Raw genomic sequence first — 15477 nt, forward strand, 5'->3', positions numbered from 1 at the left:
AGACCATGCGTTTTGCCGATGATGCCGAGATGTTCGCCGCGATGAAGCGCGAGTTGTTCACCGCCGTTGTGGGGGACATCCTGGACACGATGGGCCTCTTGCACCAGTTCCTGCCGCCGCGTCTGCGTCCGGTGCGGGACGACATGGTGGTGCTGGGCCGGGCGATGCCGGTGCTGGAGGCGGATCACTTTGGGGCCTCGGTCGCCGGGCAGAACCCGCTGACGGCCAAGCCCTTCGGCTTGATGTTCCGGGCGCTGGACGACCTGAAGCCGCACGAGGTCTATATCTGCACCGGGTCCTCGCCGCGCTATGCGCTGTGGGGGGGCCTGATGTCGACGCGGGCGATCCACCTGAAAGCGGCGGGGGCGGTGCTGGATGGCTATTGCCGGGATACGTCGGAAATCCTGGACCTGAACTTCCCGACCTTCTGCATGGGGAGTTTCGCGCAGGACCAGGGTCCGCGCGGCAAGGTGGTGGACTATCGGGTTCCCATCGAGATCGAGGGCGTGGCTATTCGCCCTGGTGATATCGTCTATGGCGACCGCGACGGTGTGCTGGTGATCCCGGCCGAGGCGGCAGAGGAAGCCATCACCAAGGCCTTCGAGAAGGTGTCCACGGAAAGCAAGGTCCGGCTTGCCATTCAGAACGGCATGAGCACAGTGGAGGCCTTCGAGACCTTTGGAGTGATGTGAATGGGCCAGCTTGGCCGGATCGCCTGTCTGGGCGAGGTGATGGTCGAGGTTGCCCGCACGGGCGGCGATACGGCCCGGATCGGGGTGGCGGGCGATACGTTCAACACCGCGGTCTACCTGTCGCGGGCCTTGGGCCGGGGGCGCGTCGCCTATGTGACGGCGCTGGGGACGGACCGGCAGTCCGACCGGATCATCGACGCATTGCGGGCCGAGGCGCTGGACACGGCGCATGTCGCGCGGCTTCCGGGCCAGATGCCCGGGCTGTACCTGATCGACACCGACGAGCATGGCGAGCGCAGCTTTTCCTACTGGCGGTCGACCTCGGCGGCGCGGCGGATGTTCGGCCCCGAAAGCAGCCTGAGCCCGGCGTTCCTGGACGGCTTCGACACGCTGTGCCTGTCCGGGATCAGCCTTGCGATCCTTGATCAGGGCGCGCGTGACCGGCTGGCGGAGGGGTTGGTCCGGTTCCGCGACCGGGGCGGGCGGGTGGCTTTCGACACGAACTACCGACCGGTACTGTGGCCCGATCTTGTCACTGCGCGGGAGCAGATGTCCCGTTTTATCGGGCTGACCGACATCGCCTTTCCGTCACGCGACGACGAGGCGGCGCTGTTCGGGGACCGGCTGACCGACGATATCCTGGCGCGCTATGCCAGGGCTGGCATTCGGCAGGGAGCGCTGAAGTGCGGCGGCGACGGGGCCATCGCCCTGGACGGAAGCCGGACGCACCGGCCCGCTGCGGAGGACGTGAACGTGGTGGACACGACTGCCGCGGGGGACAGTTTCAACGCCGGTTTTCTCGCGGCGATGGACCGCGGCGCGGAGGTGGCGGACTGTCTAGCGGCGGCGGCGGGGCTTGCCGAGCGGGTGGTCTCGGTCCGTGGCGCGATCCTGCCGCGCTAGATTTCCTCGACCGCGAGGACGCCCTGCATGGCCTTGATCGCGCCCTTGATCTGGGGGGTCACGGGGTATTGGCCGGGGAGGTCGATGTCGATCTCGCGGCCCTCGGGGTCGGTGACGCAGAGGGTGATCGAGGCGCGGCTGCGGCCCTCGACCTTGGCGAGGAGGCCGGCGAGGGAGATCGCGGCCTCGGGGCGGACGAGGTGGATGCGGAGGTCCTGCGCGCCGGCGGTGGCAGTGGCGGCATCGATGGGGGTGATGGATTGCGCCAGGAGCTTGAGCGTTTCGCCTTCAAGCTCGGCCTTGACGGTGAGGACGACGTTGGACCCCGCGTCGAGGTGGTCGCGGGAGGCTTCAAGGACTTCGGAGAAGCAGGTGACCTCGTACAGGCCGGTCGGGTCGGAAAGCTGGACGAAAGCGAAGCGGTTGCCCTTGGCGGATTTGCGTTCCTGTCTTGACGACACCGACCCCGCCAGCTTGGCGATGCAGGGACCGCGTTCGGCTTTGCGGGTGACTTCTGTCAGAGTCTCGACCCCCTTCTTGCGCAGGGCGGACATGTAGTCGTCGAGCGGGTGGCCGGAGAGGTAGAAGCCGATGGCCTGGTGTTCCTGGGCAAGGCGCTCGACCGGGAGCCAGTCGTCGCGGAACGGGAGGCGGGGTTCGGGGATGTCGGCGCCGGCGGTGCCGAAGAGGGAAACCTGGGAGGAGGCGGCAGCCTCGTGGATGGCGGCGGAGTAGGCGACGAGGGGGTCCAGCGCTTCGAAGACGCGGGCGCGGTTGGGATCGAGCTGGTCGAAGCAGCCGGCGCGGGCGAGCATTTCGAGGGGGCGCTTGCCGATCCGCTTGAAATCGGCGCGGCGGGCGAAGTCGAAGAGTGTGGCGAAGGGTTTGTCGCCCCCGTCCTTCTGGCGCGCGTTCACAATCAGCTGCATCGCATCGACGCCGACGTTTTTCAGGGCGCCGAGGCCGTAGACGAGGGCGTTGTCGCGCACGGTGAAGGTGGCAAGCGAGGCGTTGACGCAAGGGGCGATGGTTTTCAGGCCGAGCTTGTCGACCTCACGCTTGTAGACGGCAAGCTTGTCGGTGAGGTGGAGGTCGCAGTTCATGACGGCGGCCATGAACTCGGCCGGGTAGTTCGCCTTGAGGTAGGCGGTCTGGTAGCTGACCACTGCGTAGGCGGCGGCGTGGGATTTGTTGAAGCCGTAGTTGGCGAATTTTTCCAGAAGGTCGAAGACTTCCCCGGCCTTGGCGGCGGGGATGTTGTGAGTGGACTTGGCGCCTTCGATGAACTTCGGTCGTTCGCGGGCCATTTCCTCGGGGTTCTTCTTGCCCATTGCGCGGCGCAGAAGGTCGGCGCCGCCCAAGGAGTAGCCCGCCATGACCTGAGCGATCTGCATCACCTGTTCCTGGTAGACGATGATCCCCTGCGTTTCGGCGAGGATGTGGTCGATGGTGGGGTGGATCGATTCCAGGTCCTTGAGGCCGTTCTTCACCTCACAGTAGGTCGGGATGTTTTCCATCGGGCCGGGGCGATAGAGGGCCACCAGTGCCACGATATCCTCGATGCAGGTCGGCTTCATCCGGCGCAGCGCGTCCATCATGCCCGAGCTTTCCACCTGGAAGACGGCGACGGTCTTCGCGGCGGCGTAAAGGTCGTAACTGGGTTTGTCGTCCAGCGGGATCAGGTTGATGTCGAAGCTGATGCTGCGCAGGGCCAGAAGGTCCATCGCGTTCTGGATCACGGTCAGGGTCTTCAGACCAAGGAAGTCGAACTTAACCAGCCCGGCCTGTTCGACCCATTTCATGTTGAACTGGGTGGCCGGCATGTCGGACCTAGGGTCCTGATAGAGCGGGACCAGCTGGTCCAGCGGGCGGTCGCCGATCACCACCCCGGCGGCGTGGGTCGAGGCGTTGCGGTAGAGGCCTTCGATCTTTTCCGCGTAGTCGAGAAGGCGGGCGACGACCTCTTCCTTCTTCGCTTCCCGCAGGCGGGGTTCATCGGCGAGGGCCTTGGTGATGCTGACCGGCTTGACGCCTTCCAGCGGGATCATCTTCGACAGCTTGTCGACCTGACCGTAGGAGAGTTGCAGCACGCGGCCCACATCGCGGACGGCGGCCTTGGAGAGTAAAGCGCCGAAGGTGATGATCTGGGCCACCTTGTCGCGGCCGTATTTCCCTTGGACGTAGGTGATGACCTCTTCACGCCGGTCCATGCAGAAGTCGATGTCGAAGTCGGGCATCGAGACGCGTTCCGGGTTCAGGAAGCGTTCGAAGAGAAGCGCGTAGCGCAAGGGGTCAAGGTCGGTGATCGTCAGCGCATAGGCCACCAGTGAGCCTGCGCCCGAACCCCGGCCCGGACCCACGGGAATGTTGTGGTCCTTGGCCCATTTGATGAAGTCGGCGACGATCAGGAAGTAGCCGGGGAAGCCCATCTTTTCGATGATCCCAAGCTCGAAATCCAGCCGGGCCTGGTATTCTTCGGGCGTGGCGGAATGGGGGATGACCTTGAGGCGGGCCTGCAGGCCTTCGTTCGCCTGACGGCGAAGTTCGTTCACCTCGTCATCGGCGAATTTCGGCAGGATCGGTTTGCGTTTGGCGACGGCATAGGCGCAGCGCTTGGCGATCTCGACCGTGTTTTCCAGCGCCTCGGGCAGGTCGGCGAAGAGGGCGGCCATTTCCGATTCAGACTTGAAGTAGTGCTGCGGCGTCAGGCGGCGGCGAGGTTGCTGCTGGTCGACATAAGCGCCCTCGGCGATGCAGATGAGGGCATCGTGCGCCTCGTACATTTCAGTCTTGGGGAAGTAGACGTCGTTGGTTGCGACGAGGGGAAGGCCGAGTTCGTAGGCAAGGTCGATGGCGCCCCGTTCGGCCAGCGCCTCCTGTTCGGCCAGCGCGCCTCCGGGGCCGGGATGGCGTTGCAGTTCGACGTAAAGGCGGTTGGGGTAGATCGTGGTCAGCCGTTCTAGGATGGCGCGGGCCTTGGCCTGCTGGCCCGTGGCGTGGAAGCGCCCCAAGGGGCCATCGGGGCCGCCGGTCAAGCAGATGAGGCCATCGGCGTTCTGCTGGAGTTCGTCCAGCGTCACCTGCGGCAGGTTGGCCGAGCCGGTCATCGATCCGTCGATGTAGAGCCGGGTGTTGAGCCGCATCAGGTTCATGTAGCCTTGTTCGGTCTGGGCGAGCAGAACGATGGGCGCGGGCTGGCGGGGTTTCTCGCCGGGCTGGGCGGGGTCGTGGGCGACGGCGATCTGGCAGCCGACGATGGGCTGCACCCCTGCCCCCATCGCGGTGACCGAAAACTCCAGTGCTGCGAACATGTTGTTGGTGTCGGTTACGGCGACGGCGGGCATCCCCGCGGCCTTGCAGAGATCGACCAGCTTTTTCACCGGCACCGCGCCTTCGAGAAGCGAGTGTTCGGTGTGGGTGCGAAGGTGGATGAATCGGGGGTGCGCGCCGGGCATGGGTGTAGGGTTACCCGGCCCGGCGCGATGGGGGAAGACCCCTTAGACGTTGGCGTGCGGGATCGGACGCAGGGCGGCGAGTGCCGCGAGGGCGATGATCGAAGCGATGCCGCCGAAGGCGGCAAAGTCGCTCCACGAGGGTTTCACCACCATCAGGAAGACGATGGCGAACTGGACGGCGTAGTCCATCATCGCCAGGCGCTGCACGCGGCGGAGGGAGGGGATCGCGGCGTCGGCACCATGGGTGTCGGCCAGTTTCAGAGCGCGCTCGCAGGAGGGGCCGAGGACGAGGGCGCCGAACCCGGCGGTGAAGATCACTCCGGCCAGGCCGAGGACGGTGAAGGGCTGCCAGCCCCAGCCGGCGACGAAGAGGAGGGTGACTCCGGTCGCCAAGGTCAGGATGGAAGCCGGGATGAAGAGCCGCGGGGCGAGAAGGACGACCGCCTGGACGATGGCAAGCTGGGTCTGCGCGGTGGAGCGGCCCGCAAGGACGATGCCGGCGATGATGGTGGTAAAACCGCCGCCGACCCAGAGGACGGCGGCGAGAACGTGAGCGAATTTGAGGGTGGTTTCGAAGTCCATGGGAAAATCCATTTGTGTGTATGCTAACGGTTCGGGGTGTATATACGGGGCCGTTTCCGGGGTGGAGTAAGGATTGCCTTACCTCTGCGTCAGCCTGCAGCGGCGGCGGGTCTGGCTAATTCCTCGGCATAATCCGGTAACTGCTTCGCCTTTTCCCGAATAGTTTGTTCTTGCCTTGAATCGGCAGGCCGCGCTTGATGAAATGATAACCACAAGAAAGGGCGCGTGGGTCGCTTTACGCCGCATCGGGCGACCACGCAGAATGCCTTGAATGGGGAGACCGCGGCGGGCTTGAGAATGAGCATTGCGTTTCTGTTGAACGGAACGCCGGTCCGCATCGAGGGGGAAGCCCCGACGCGGACTCTCCTGGATTGGCTGCGCGACGTGCGCGGGCTGACCGGGACCAAGGAAGGCTGCAACGAGGGCGACTGTGGGGCCTGCACCGTCATGGTGACGGATGCGTCGGGGTCCAAGGCGCTGAACGCCTGCATCCTGTTCTTGGCCCAGCTGCACGGGAAGGCCGTGCGGACGGTGGAGGGTGTGTCGGGGCCGCAGGGTGAGATGCATCCGGTGCAGGCGGCGATGGTGGCGCATCACGGGTCGCAGTGCGGGTTCTGCACTCCCGGTTTTGTGGTCAGCATGGCGGTTGCGCATCTGAACGGGGCGCGGGATCACGACGATCAACTGGCGGGCAACCTGTGCCGGTGCACGGGGTATGCGCCGATTGTGCGGGCGGCGGAGGCGGCGGCGGGTGAGGCCGTGCCGGAGTGGATGATTGCGGACCGGGAGGCCTTGGCTGGCTTTGCGGCGGGGGAGGCGGGGGTGTTCCGGCCTGCGGACTCGGACGCGCTTGCGGAGTGGTATCTGGCGAACCCCGACGGGGTGCTGGTGGCGGGTGCAACGGACGTGGGGCTTTGGGTGACCAAGCAGCTGCGGGAGTTGGCTCCGGTGGCGTTTCTTGGCGGCGTCGAGGACCTGAAGGGAATCGAAGTGCAGGCCGGGCAGCTGCATGTGGGCGCCTGCGTGACAATCAGCGCGCTGCGGGACGCGGTGGCGGAGCGGTTGCCGTCGTTTGGTGAGCTTTTGCGGCGGTATGCCAGCGTGCAGGTGCGGAACGCGGCGACGATCGGGGGGAACATCGCGAACGGCTCGCCCATCGGGGATGGGCCACCGGCGCTGATTGCGCTGGGGGCGACGCTGCATCTGCGGCGCGGGGACGAGATGCGGGTGATGCCGCTGGAGGATTTCTTCCTGGAGTATCGCAAGCAGGATCGGCGGTCTGGGGAGTTCGTGGCGGGGGTGTCGTTCCCGGAGTTTGCCCCGGCCCTGCGCTGCTACAAGATTTCCAAGCGGTTCGATCAGGACATCTCGGCGGTCTGCGGGTGTTTCAACGTGACGGTTGAGGGGGGCTTGGTGACCTCGGCCCGGATCGCGTTCGGGGGCATGGCAGGGGTGCCGAAGCGGGCTGCGTTGGCGGAGGCGGCTTTGGTTGGGAAGGCTTGGACCGAGGCTTTGGTGGAAGCGGCGGCGGAGGCGATGGCGGGTGACTTCTCTCCGTTGTCGGACATGCGCGCCAGTGCGGGCTACCGGATGCTGACGGCGCAGAACCTGTTGCGGCGGTATTTCCAGGATCTCAACGGCGTGCCGGTCTCGGTGCTGGAGGTGTCGGCATGAGCATGGGCAAACCGCTGCCGCATGACGCCGCGCCGCTGCATGTGACGGGTCAGGCGCGGTACATCGATGATCTGTCGTTCCCGGCGAATGCGCTGCATCTGGCGTTCGGCTTGTCTACGGTCGCGCATGGCGAGATTACCGGGCTGGACCTGTCTGCGGTGCGGGCGGCTCCGGGCGTGGTGGCGGTGCTGTCGGCGGAGGATTTGCCGGAGATGCCGGATTGCAGCCCTTCCGCGCATGACGAGCCGCTGCTGGCGGTGGGAACGGTGCATTACGTCGGGCAGCCGGTGTTTCTGGTCGTTGCCGACAGTCACCTTGCGGCGCGGAAGGCGGCACGGTTGGGGAAGGTTTCCTACCGGGAGCTTCCGGCGCTTTTGACTGTCGATGACGCCTTGGCGGCGAACAGCCGGTTCGAGCAGGGGCCAGTGGTCTGGGCGAAGGGGGATGCGTCGCGGGCGATCTCGTCTGCGCCTCGGGTCGTCGAGGGGTCCTTCGAGGTCGGGGGGCAGGAGCATTTCTATCTGGAGGGGCAGGTCGCGGCCTGCCTGCCGCAGGAGGGGGGCGACATGGTCGTCCACTCCTCGACCCAGCACCCGACGGAGGTGCAGCACAAGGTGGCGCACGCCTTGCATCTGCCGATGTCGTCGGTGCGGGTCGAGGTGCGCCGGATGGGCGGGGGGTTCGGCGGGAAGGAGAGCCAGGGGAACGCGCTGGCGATTGCCTGTGCGGTTGCGGCGCGGCTGACGGGGCGGCCAACCCGGATGCGCTATGACCGGGATGACGACATGGTCATCACGGGGAAGCGGCATGACCTGCGGATTCTGTACCGCGCGGGGGTGGATGACGAGGGGCGCATCCTGGGCTTGGAGTTCACGCATCTGTTTCGCTGCGGATGGTCGCAGGATTTGAGCCTGCCGGTGGCCGACCGGGCGATGCTGCACTCGGACAACTGCTATCACCTGGCCCACGTCCGGATTGAATCGCACCGACTGAAGACCAACACCTGCAGCGCCACGGCCTATCGCGGGTTCGGCGGGCCGCAGGGGATGGTCGGGATCGAGCGGGTCATGGACCACGTGGCGTTTGTCGTGGGACGCGAGCCGCTGGAGGTGCGCAAGTCCAACTTCTATCGCGCGATGCAGGCGGCGGATGCCTCCGGCGGGGATATTTCGGCAAAGATGAAAGGCCAGGGGAGTTCCAAGGGCGGGGAGGTCGATCTGACCTCGCGCGGGGCGGCGGCTCCGGTGGGGTCACATGCCTTGCCGCCGGACGGGCGGGTGCAGACGACGCCGTACCATATGCCGGTGGAGGATTTCATCGGGCATGAGCTGGTGGCGGAGCTGGAGCGTTCGTCGGACTACCGGGCGCGGAAGGCGGAGATCGCCCGGTGGAACGCGGGTTCGCCGGTCTTGAAGCGCGGGATCGCGCTGACGCCGGTGAAGTTCGGGATCTCGTTCACGCTGACCTGGCTGAACCAGGCGGGGGCGCTGGTGCATGTGTACCAGGACGGCTCCATCGCGTTGAACCACGGCGGGACCGAGATGGGACAGGGGCTGTTCCAGAAGGTGGCGCAGGTGACGGCCTCGGTCTTTGGCGTCGATACGGCGATGGTGAAGATCACGGCGACGGATACGGGGAAGGTGCCGAATACCTCGGCCACAGCGGCGTCTTCGGGGTCGGACCTGAACGGAATGGCGGCGAAGGCGGCGGCGGAGACGATCCGGGGGCGCCTGGCGGAGTTCATTGCCGAGAAGCATCAGGTGGAGCCCTCCGCAGTGCGGTTCGTGGATGGCACGGTGCGTGTGGCGGGCGAGGTCTATGATTGGGCACGCGTGGTGGCCTGGGCCTATCAGGCGCGGGTATCGCTGTCCTCGACGGGGTATTACGCCACGCCAAAGATCATCTGGGATCGGGTGAAGGGGACGGGGCGACCGTTCTTCTACTTCGCTTACGGGGCGGCGGTGACCGAGGTGGTGATCGACCGGCTGACCGGGGAGAACCGGATTTTGCGGGCTGATCTGCTGCATGACACGGGGACCTCGCTGAACCCGGCTTTGGACATCGGGCAGGTCGAGGGCGCCTATGTGCAGGGGGCCGGGTGGCTGACGACGGAGGAACTGGTCTGGGACGGGAAGGGTCGGTTGGCGACACATGCGCCGAGTACCTACAAGATCCCGGCCTGTTCGGACCGGCCGGATGTGTTCAACGTCGCGCTCTGGGGCAAACCCAACCGCGAGGATGCGGTGGGCAAGTCGAAGGCGGTGGGAGAGCCGCCGTTCATGCTGGGGATTTCGGCGCTGTACGCGCTGTCGGATGCGGTGGCGGCTTGCGGGGATGGATCGGTGTATCCGGCGCTGGATGCTCCTGCCACGGCGGAGCGGGTGCTGATGGCGGTGCGGAGGGTCGAGGGCCGTGTTTGACCTCGGGGCACTGACGGCGGCTTTGGCGACGCACGGGCGGGTGGCGCGGGTGGTGATCGCGGGCGTGGAGGGGTCTTCCCCCCGTGAGGTTGGGGCGTCGATGCTGGTCTTTGCAGACGGGCAGTCGGGGACGATTGGCGGCGGGGCGCTGGAGTTCGAGGCGGCGGCGAAGGCGCGGGCGATGCTGGCTGGTGGCGGACGCGCGGTGGAGCGGGTGGCGTTGGGGCCGTCGCTGGGCCAGTGCTGCGGTGGGGCGGTGGTGCTTTGGACCGAGGTGTTCGGGGCGGTGCCGGAGGTCGTGGCGGGCGTCGTGGTGCGGGGTGCCGGGGAGATGCCGCTGGCGGTGAAGCGGGTCTTGGCGGCGGCGCGGGGGCAAGGGGTGCGGCCTGCGACGGCACTGGCGGCTGGCTGGCTGGTGGAGCCGGTGGCGGAGGTGGAACGGCAGGTCTGGGTCTGGGGTGCGGGGCATGTAGGGCGGGCGTTGGTGTCCGTGCTGGCTCCGCTGCCGGGGATTGCGGTGACTTGGGTGGATGTTGGGCCTGAGCGGTTTCCGGCTGTGGTGCCGGAGGGGGTGACGGTGGTTCCGGCCAGTGATCCGGCTTTGGTGGCGGATCATGCGCCTTTGGGAGCGGAGCATCTGGTACTGACCTATTCCCACGCCCTGGATCTGGAGTTGTGTCACCGGCTGTTGAACCGGGGCTTCATGGGGTTGGGGCTGATCGGGTCGGCGACGAAGTGGGGGCGGTTCCGGTCGCGGCTGAAGGCGCTGGGGCATTCCGGCGAGGCGGTGGCGCGGATCAGGTGTCCGATTGGCGATCCGGGGTTGGGCAAGCATCCGCAGGCGATTGCAATTGGTGTGGTGGCGGAACTGTTGAGGGCGCCCAAGACGGCGGCAAGGGAGATGCGGGCATGACGCGACCGGAATTGCTGCGAGTGGAGGGGATCACCAAGGCCTATCCCGGGGTGGTGGCGAACAGTGACGTCACCTTTTCCATCGGTGAGGGGGAGATTCACGCGCTTCTGGGAGAGAACGGGGCGGGGAAGTCGACCATGGTCAAGATGATCTATGGTCTGGTGCGGCCCGACTCTGGCCAGATGACGCTGCGGGGGCAGGCCTATCAGCCGTCGAAACCGGCAGAGGCGCGGCGGCTGGGGGTGGCGATGGTGTTCCAGCACTTCAGCCTGTTCGAGGCGCTGAACGTGGCGGAGAACGTCGCGCTGGGGATGGAGAACCCGCCGCCGATGCGGGAGCTGGCGGCGAAGATCCGGGCGGTGTCGGAGGAGTATGGGCTGCCGTTGGACCCGTCGCGGATGGTGGGGGATCTGTCGGCGGGGGAACGGCAGCGGGTGGAGATCATCCGGTGCCTGCTGCAGGACCCGAAGCTGTTGATCATGGACGAGCCGACATCTGTTCTGACACCGCAGGAGGTGGAGATCCTGTTCAAGACGCTGCGGCAATTGTCCAGCGAAGGGACGGCGATCCTGTATATCAGCCACAAGCTTGAAGAGATCAAAAGCCTTTGCGACGAGGCGACGATCCTGCGGCGGGGGAAGGTGGTGGCCACCTGCACCCCGCGCGAGAGGACGGCGCGGGAGATGGCGGAGCTGATGGTCGGGCAGGCGCTGAAGACGCCCGAGCGGCGGTTGGGGGCGAAGGGCGAGGTGGCGCTGGGGGTATCGGACCTGTCGGTGGAGTCGCCGATTCCGTTCGGGACCTCGTTGAAAGGGGTCAGCTTTACCGTGGCGAAGGGTGAAGTGCTGGGGATCGCGGGGGTCGCCGGCAACGGACAAGATGAGCTTTTGCTCGCATTGTCGGGGGAGCTGCGGGCTTCTGCGGACAAGGTGCGGATCGCCGGGCAGCCGGTGGGCGACCGTGGGCCGGTGGAGCGTCGGCGCGCGGGGTTGGTGGCAGCACCGGAGGATCGGTATGGACATTCCGCGGCGCCGGACATGTCCTTGGTCGAGAACGCTTTCCTGACGGCGGGGGTCCGCAAGGGGCTGACGAAGAACGGGTTCGTCGACTGGGCCGGAACGCGCAAGTTCGCGGAGGAAATCATCGCGGCCTATGATGTCCGGACTCCGGGGCCGGATGTGGCGGCGCGGGCCTTGTCGGGCGGGAACTTGCAGAAGTTCCTGATGGGGCGCGAGTTGATGCAGGGAGCGAGTGTCATCGTGATCAACCAGCCGACCTGGGGCGTGGATGCGGCGGCGGCGGCACAGATCCGGCAGTCCATCCTGGATCGGGCGGGCGAAGGAGCGGCGGTGGTGGTGATCAGCCAGGACCTGGATGAGCTGCTGGAAGTGGCGGATACCTTTGCGGTCCTGAACGAGGGGCGGCTGACGAAGCCCCGGCCGACCGAAGGGCTGACGATGGACGAGATCGGGCTGATGATGGGCGGGGCGCATGGCATGGAGGTTGCGCATCATGTCGCGTGATCTTTTGCGGCGGCGTTGCAGTGGGGGCCAGCACCCACACCCCCGGGATATTTTTGGACAGATGAAAGGGCGGTCGCATGTTCAGGCTTGAAAAGCGTCCCACCCCCAGCAAGTTCTGGCTATATGCGACGCCGCCCGTCGCGGTGATCCTCACGATGATAGCGGGGGGTATCCTGTTCGCCGCGATGGGCAAGAACCCGTTCGAGGTGATCCGCACGATCTTCTGGGACCCGGTCTTCGGCGAGTTCGCCTTTTACCTGCGCGGGCAGCTTCTGGTGAAGGCGGGGCCGCTGATCCTGATCGCCATTGGCCTCGCCTTGGGGTTCCGGGCGGGGATCTGGAACATCGGGGCCGAGGGTCAGTACATCATGGGGGCCATCGTCGGCGCCGGGGTGGGGCTGGCGGTGTTTCCGACGGAAAGCCGCTGGATCTTTCCGGTGATGGTGGTTGCCGGCGCATTCGGTGGCTGGGCCTGGGCGATGATCCCGGCCATCCTGAAGACGCGGTTCAACACGAACGAGATCCTTGTCAGCCTGATGCTGGTCTATGTGGCCGAGACCATCCTGGCCAAGGCCTCCACGGGTTTTCTGAAGAACCCCGAAGGGATGGGCTTTCCGGGAAGCCGCAACTTCTCCAGCTATCCGGCGGCGGAGAACGCGTTCCTGTATGAGCCCTTGGGCCTGCATTGGGGCGGCGTGGCCGCACTGGTGACGGCGGTCCTGGCCTATATTTTGCTGACGCGGCACCAGGCCGGGTTCCAGATCAAGCTGGCAGGACAGGCCCCGCGGGCAGCGCGGTTCCACGGGGTCAACCCGGCGCGGTTGGTGGTGATGTGCATGGGCATATCGGGAGCGCTGGCGGGGCTGGCGGGGCTGTTCGAGGTGACGGGGCCGGCGGGTCAGATCAGCATCGACTTCAACACGGGGTACGGGTTCACGGCGATCATCGTCGCGTTCCTCGGGCGGCTCAATCCGCTGGGGATCGTGCTGGCGGGGTTCCTGATGGCGCTGACCTATGTGGGGGGCGAGATGGCCTCGACCAACCTCGGCCTGCCGGATGCGGCGATCCAGGTGTTCCAGGGGATGCTGCTGTTCTTCCTGCTCGCGGTGGATGTGCTGACGAATTATCGGTTCCGACTGCATGTGGGGGCGCACTGAGATGGACATTGGCGGTATCAATCCGGTCATCCTGATCGCGACCCTGATGGCTTCGGCGGTGCCGATCCTGCTGGCGGCGCTGGGAGAGACGGTGGTGGAGCGCTCGGGCGTGCTGAACCTGGGCGTCGAGGGCATGATGATCATCGGCGCTTTGGGCGGGTTCGTCGTGGCGGTCGAGACGGGGAGCCCGGTCATCGGGTTCTTCGGCGGGGCGGCGGCGGGCGCGTTGCTGAGCCTGATCTTTGCGGCGCTGACCCAGGTGTTTCTCGCGAACCAGGTGGCGACGGGCTTGGCGCTGACGCTGTTCGGGCTGGGGGTGAGTTCCCTGGGCGGACAGGGCTACAACGGGATCAAGCCGCCGCCGACCGAGCAACTGCTGCCGGATGCGCTGGCGGACCTGCCGGTGGTGGGGCCGATCCTTTTCGGGCATGACTGGGTGGTCTATTTCAGCATCCTGATGACGGCTGTGTTGTGGTGGGTGCTGAAGGCGACCCGGGTGGGGCTGATCATCCGGGCCGTCGGCGAAAGCCATGAGGCGGCGCATGCGCTGGGGTACAAGGTCAACCGGATCCGGCTGATGTGCATCGCCTTTGGCGGGGCGATGGCAGGGATGGGCGGGGCCTATGTCAGCCTCGCGCGCGTGCCGCAATGGGTGGACGGGATTACGGCGGGGGCGGGCTGGATCGCGCTTGCCATCGTGGTCTTTGCCAGCTGGAAGCCGTGGCGCGTGTTGATCGGAGCTTATCTTTTCGGCGGGATAACTGTCTTGCAGTTGAACCTGCAGGTGGCGGGATCAGGCATCCCGGTCGAGTACTTGTCCATGGCGCCCTATTTGATAACCATCCTTGTGCTGGTCATCATGTCGGCGGGACGCAAGGGCAAGGCCAACGGGGCTCCGGCTTCGCTGGGCCAGAACTTTCACGCCTCGCGCTGAGGCATCAACTTGCGGGGCCGCAATGGCGCCGCCACTACGGGGAGTATCAAGAATGAAACGCAGAAATCTGCTGGCCACCGCTGCCATGGGGCTGCTGCTGGCTTCGGGCGGCGCATTTGCGCAGGGCATGGACAAGGTGAAGGCCTGCTTCGTCTACGTCGGCCCGATCGGCGACGGCGGCTGGACCTTCCAGCACCACGAGGGCGCTCTGGCCGTCCAGGAGAAGTTCGGCGACAAGGTCGAGATCCAGTGGCAGGAAAACGTGCCGGAAGGCGCGGATGCGGAGCGCGTGCTGACCCAGATGGCCTTGGGCGGCTGCAACATCATCTTCACGACGTCCTTCGGCTTCATGGACCCGACCAACGCCGTCGCGGCCAAGTTCCCCGACGTGAAGTTCGAACATGCCACGGGCTTCAAGCGCGACAGCGCCAACGTCAGCACCTACAACGCGCGCTTCTATGAGGGCCGCGCGGTGCAGGGCCACATCGCGGGCAAGATGACCAAGTCGAACAAGATCGGCTACATCGCGTCGTTCCCGATCCCCGAAGTCGTCATGGGGATCAACAGCTATTACCTGCACGCCAAGAAGGCCAACCCGAACGTCGAGCTTTCGGTCGTCTGGGCCTTCACCTGGTTCGACCCGGCCAAGGAAGCTGACGCTGCCAAGGCGCTGATCGATCAGGGCGTGGACGTGATCGCGTCGCACACCGACTCCACTGCTCCTCTGGCCGAGGCGGCGAAGACCAATGGCGCGGTGATCGGCTTTGGCCAGGCCTCGGACATGGCCGAGTACAAGGACGGGCCGCGGGTGTCGTCGATCATCGACAACTGGGCGCCCTACTATGTGAAGCGCGTCGGTGCGCTTCTGGACGGGACCTACGAGCAAGCCGACGCCTGGGAAGGCATCGCGGGCGGCGAGGTCGAGATCGGCGAGATCACCGCGGCGGTTCCGGCCGAAGTGAAGGCCGAGGCCGAGGCGCTGCGCGATTCCATCGCGGCGGGGACCTACCACCCGTTCACCGGGCCGATCAACAAGCAGGACGGCTCGCCTTGGCTGGCCGAGGGCGCGACCGCTCCCGATGGTGACCTGCTGGGGATGAACTTCTACGTCGAAGGCATCACCGGCGACATCCCGCAGTGATCCGGGCGGGGGTTCCGGCCCCCGGCGTCTTCGGATATCTGGACATGAAGGAAGGGGCACGGGTTTTCCTGTGCCCCTTTTTC

General features: G+C 66.1%; 11 protein-coding genes. 9 read left to right on the plus strand and 2 right to left on the minus strand.

Annotation, left to right across the window (positions count from 1 at the left end; genetic code table 11):
- Positions 1-5 precede the first annotated feature (5 nt).
- Positions 6-692 carry an RraA family protein gene (locus tag Q0C42_RS03180; protein ID WP_295071842.1) on the plus strand — a complete coding sequence of 229 codons (687 nt, stop codon included), beginning with the start codon at positions 6-8 and terminating at the stop codon, positions 690-692.
- A complete protein-coding gene (locus Q0C42_RS03185; RefSeq protein WP_295071844.1) occupies positions 693-1595 on the plus strand; it encodes a sugar kinase in 903 nt (300 codons plus the stop codon).
- Here Q0C42_RS03185 and dnaE read toward each other — a convergent pair.
- A complete protein-coding gene (gene dnaE, locus Q0C42_RS03190) occupies positions 1592-5050 on the minus strand; it encodes a DNA polymerase III subunit alpha (protein ID WP_295071847.1) in 3459 nt (1152 codons plus the stop codon). The two genes, Q0C42_RS03185 and dnaE, sit on opposite strands and share 4 nt — an antisense overlap.
- A gap of 42 nt (positions 5051-5092) precedes the next feature.
- Positions 5093-5632, minus strand: coding sequence for a DUF2269 family protein (locus tag Q0C42_RS03195; protein ID WP_295071850.1), 540 nt, complete (start codon positions 5630-5632; stop codon positions 5093-5095).
- A gap of 297 nt (positions 5633-5929) precedes the next feature.
- Here Q0C42_RS03195 and xdhA point away from each other — a divergent pair, with 297 nt between their 5' ends.
- From xdhA to Q0C42_RS03230, 7 genes are all read left to right on the plus strand, one after another.
- Positions 5930-7306 (plus strand): xanthine dehydrogenase small subunit, encoded by a 1377-nt coding sequence (xdhA, locus tag Q0C42_RS03200; protein WP_295071853.1) that lies wholly within the window; start codon positions 5930-5932, stop codon positions 7304-7306.
- A complete protein-coding gene (gene xdhB, locus Q0C42_RS03205; protein WP_295071855.1) occupies positions 7303-9726 on the plus strand; it encodes a xanthine dehydrogenase molybdopterin binding subunit in 2424 nt (807 codons plus the stop codon). The genes xdhA and xdhB overlap by 4 nt, the downstream gene beginning before the upstream one ends.
- Positions 9719-10639 (plus strand): xanthine dehydrogenase accessory protein XdhC, encoded by a 921-nt coding sequence (gene xdhC, locus Q0C42_RS03210; protein WP_295071858.1) that lies wholly within the window; start codon positions 9719-9721, stop codon positions 10637-10639. Before xdhB ends, xdhC begins: the two co-directional genes overlap by 8 nt.
- Complete coding sequence (locus tag Q0C42_RS03215; RefSeq protein WP_295071861.1) at positions 10636-12162, plus strand: ABC transporter ATP-binding protein; 1527 nt, start codon at positions 10636-10638, stop codon at positions 12160-12162. Before xdhC ends, Q0C42_RS03215 begins: the two co-directional genes overlap by 4 nt.
- Positions 12163-12239: 77 nt before the next feature.
- Positions 12240-13319 (plus strand): ABC transporter permease, encoded by a 1080-nt coding sequence (locus Q0C42_RS03220; protein ID WP_295071864.1) that lies wholly within the window; start codon positions 12240-12242, stop codon positions 13317-13319.
- A 1-nt stretch (position 13320) separates the two neighbouring features.
- The gene (locus Q0C42_RS03225) at positions 13321-14253 is read left to right on the plus strand and encodes an ABC transporter permease (RefSeq protein ID WP_295071866.1); all 933 of its coding nucleotides are present in this window, start codon (positions 13321-13323) and stop codon (positions 14251-14253) included.
- A gap of 52 nt (positions 14254-14305) precedes the next feature.
- On the plus strand, positions 14306-15394 hold the full coding sequence (locus tag Q0C42_RS03230) for a BMP family ABC transporter substrate-binding protein (RefSeq protein WP_295071867.1): 1089 nt from the start codon (positions 14306-14308) through the stop codon (positions 15392-15394).
- Positions 15395-15477: the final 83 nt, after the last annotated feature.

The organism is Tabrizicola sp. (assembly GCF_022842145.1).
Lineage (GTDB): Bacteria > Pseudomonadota > Alphaproteobacteria > Rhodobacterales > Rhodobacteraceae > Tabrizicola.

What these genes read in the sequence shown, in the direction of transcription:
- Q0C42_RS03180 (WP_295071842.1), top strand. Translation starts at nt 6, where the DNA reads ATGCGTTTTGCCGATGATGCCGAGATGTTCGCCGCGATGAAGCGCGAG.
- Q0C42_RS03185 (WP_295071844.1), top strand. Translation starts at nt 693, where the DNA reads ATGGGCCAGCTTGGCCGGATCGCCTGTCTGGGCGAGGTGATGGTCGAG.
- dnaE (WP_295071847.1), bottom strand. Translation starts at nt 5,050, where the DNA reads ATGCCCGGCGCGCACCCCCGATTCATCCACCTTCGCACCCACACCGAA.
- Q0C42_RS03195 (WP_295071850.1), bottom strand. Translation starts at nt 5,632, where the DNA reads ATGGACTTCGAAACCACCCTCAAATTCGCTCACGTTCTCGCCGCCGTC.
- xdhA (WP_295071853.1), top strand. Translation starts at nt 5,930, where the DNA reads ATGAGCATTGCGTTTCTGTTGAACGGAACGCCGGTCCGCATCGAGGGG.
- xdhB (WP_295071855.1), top strand. Translation starts at nt 7,303, where the DNA reads ATGAGCATGGGCAAACCGCTGCCGCATGACGCCGCGCCGCTGCATGTG.
- Q0C42_RS03215 (WP_295071861.1), top strand. Translation starts at nt 10,636, where the DNA reads ATGACGCGACCGGAATTGCTGCGAGTGGAGGGGATCACCAAGGCCTAT.
- Q0C42_RS03220 (WP_295071864.1), top strand. Translation starts at nt 12,240, where the DNA reads ATGTTCAGGCTTGAAAAGCGTCCCACCCCCAGCAAGTTCTGGCTATAT.
- Q0C42_RS03225 (WP_295071866.1), top strand. Translation starts at nt 13,321, where the DNA reads ATGGACATTGGCGGTATCAATCCGGTCATCCTGATCGCGACCCTGATG.
- Q0C42_RS03230 (WP_295071867.1), top strand. Translation starts at nt 14,306, where the DNA reads ATGAAACGCAGAAATCTGCTGGCCACCGCTGCCATGGGGCTGCTGCTG.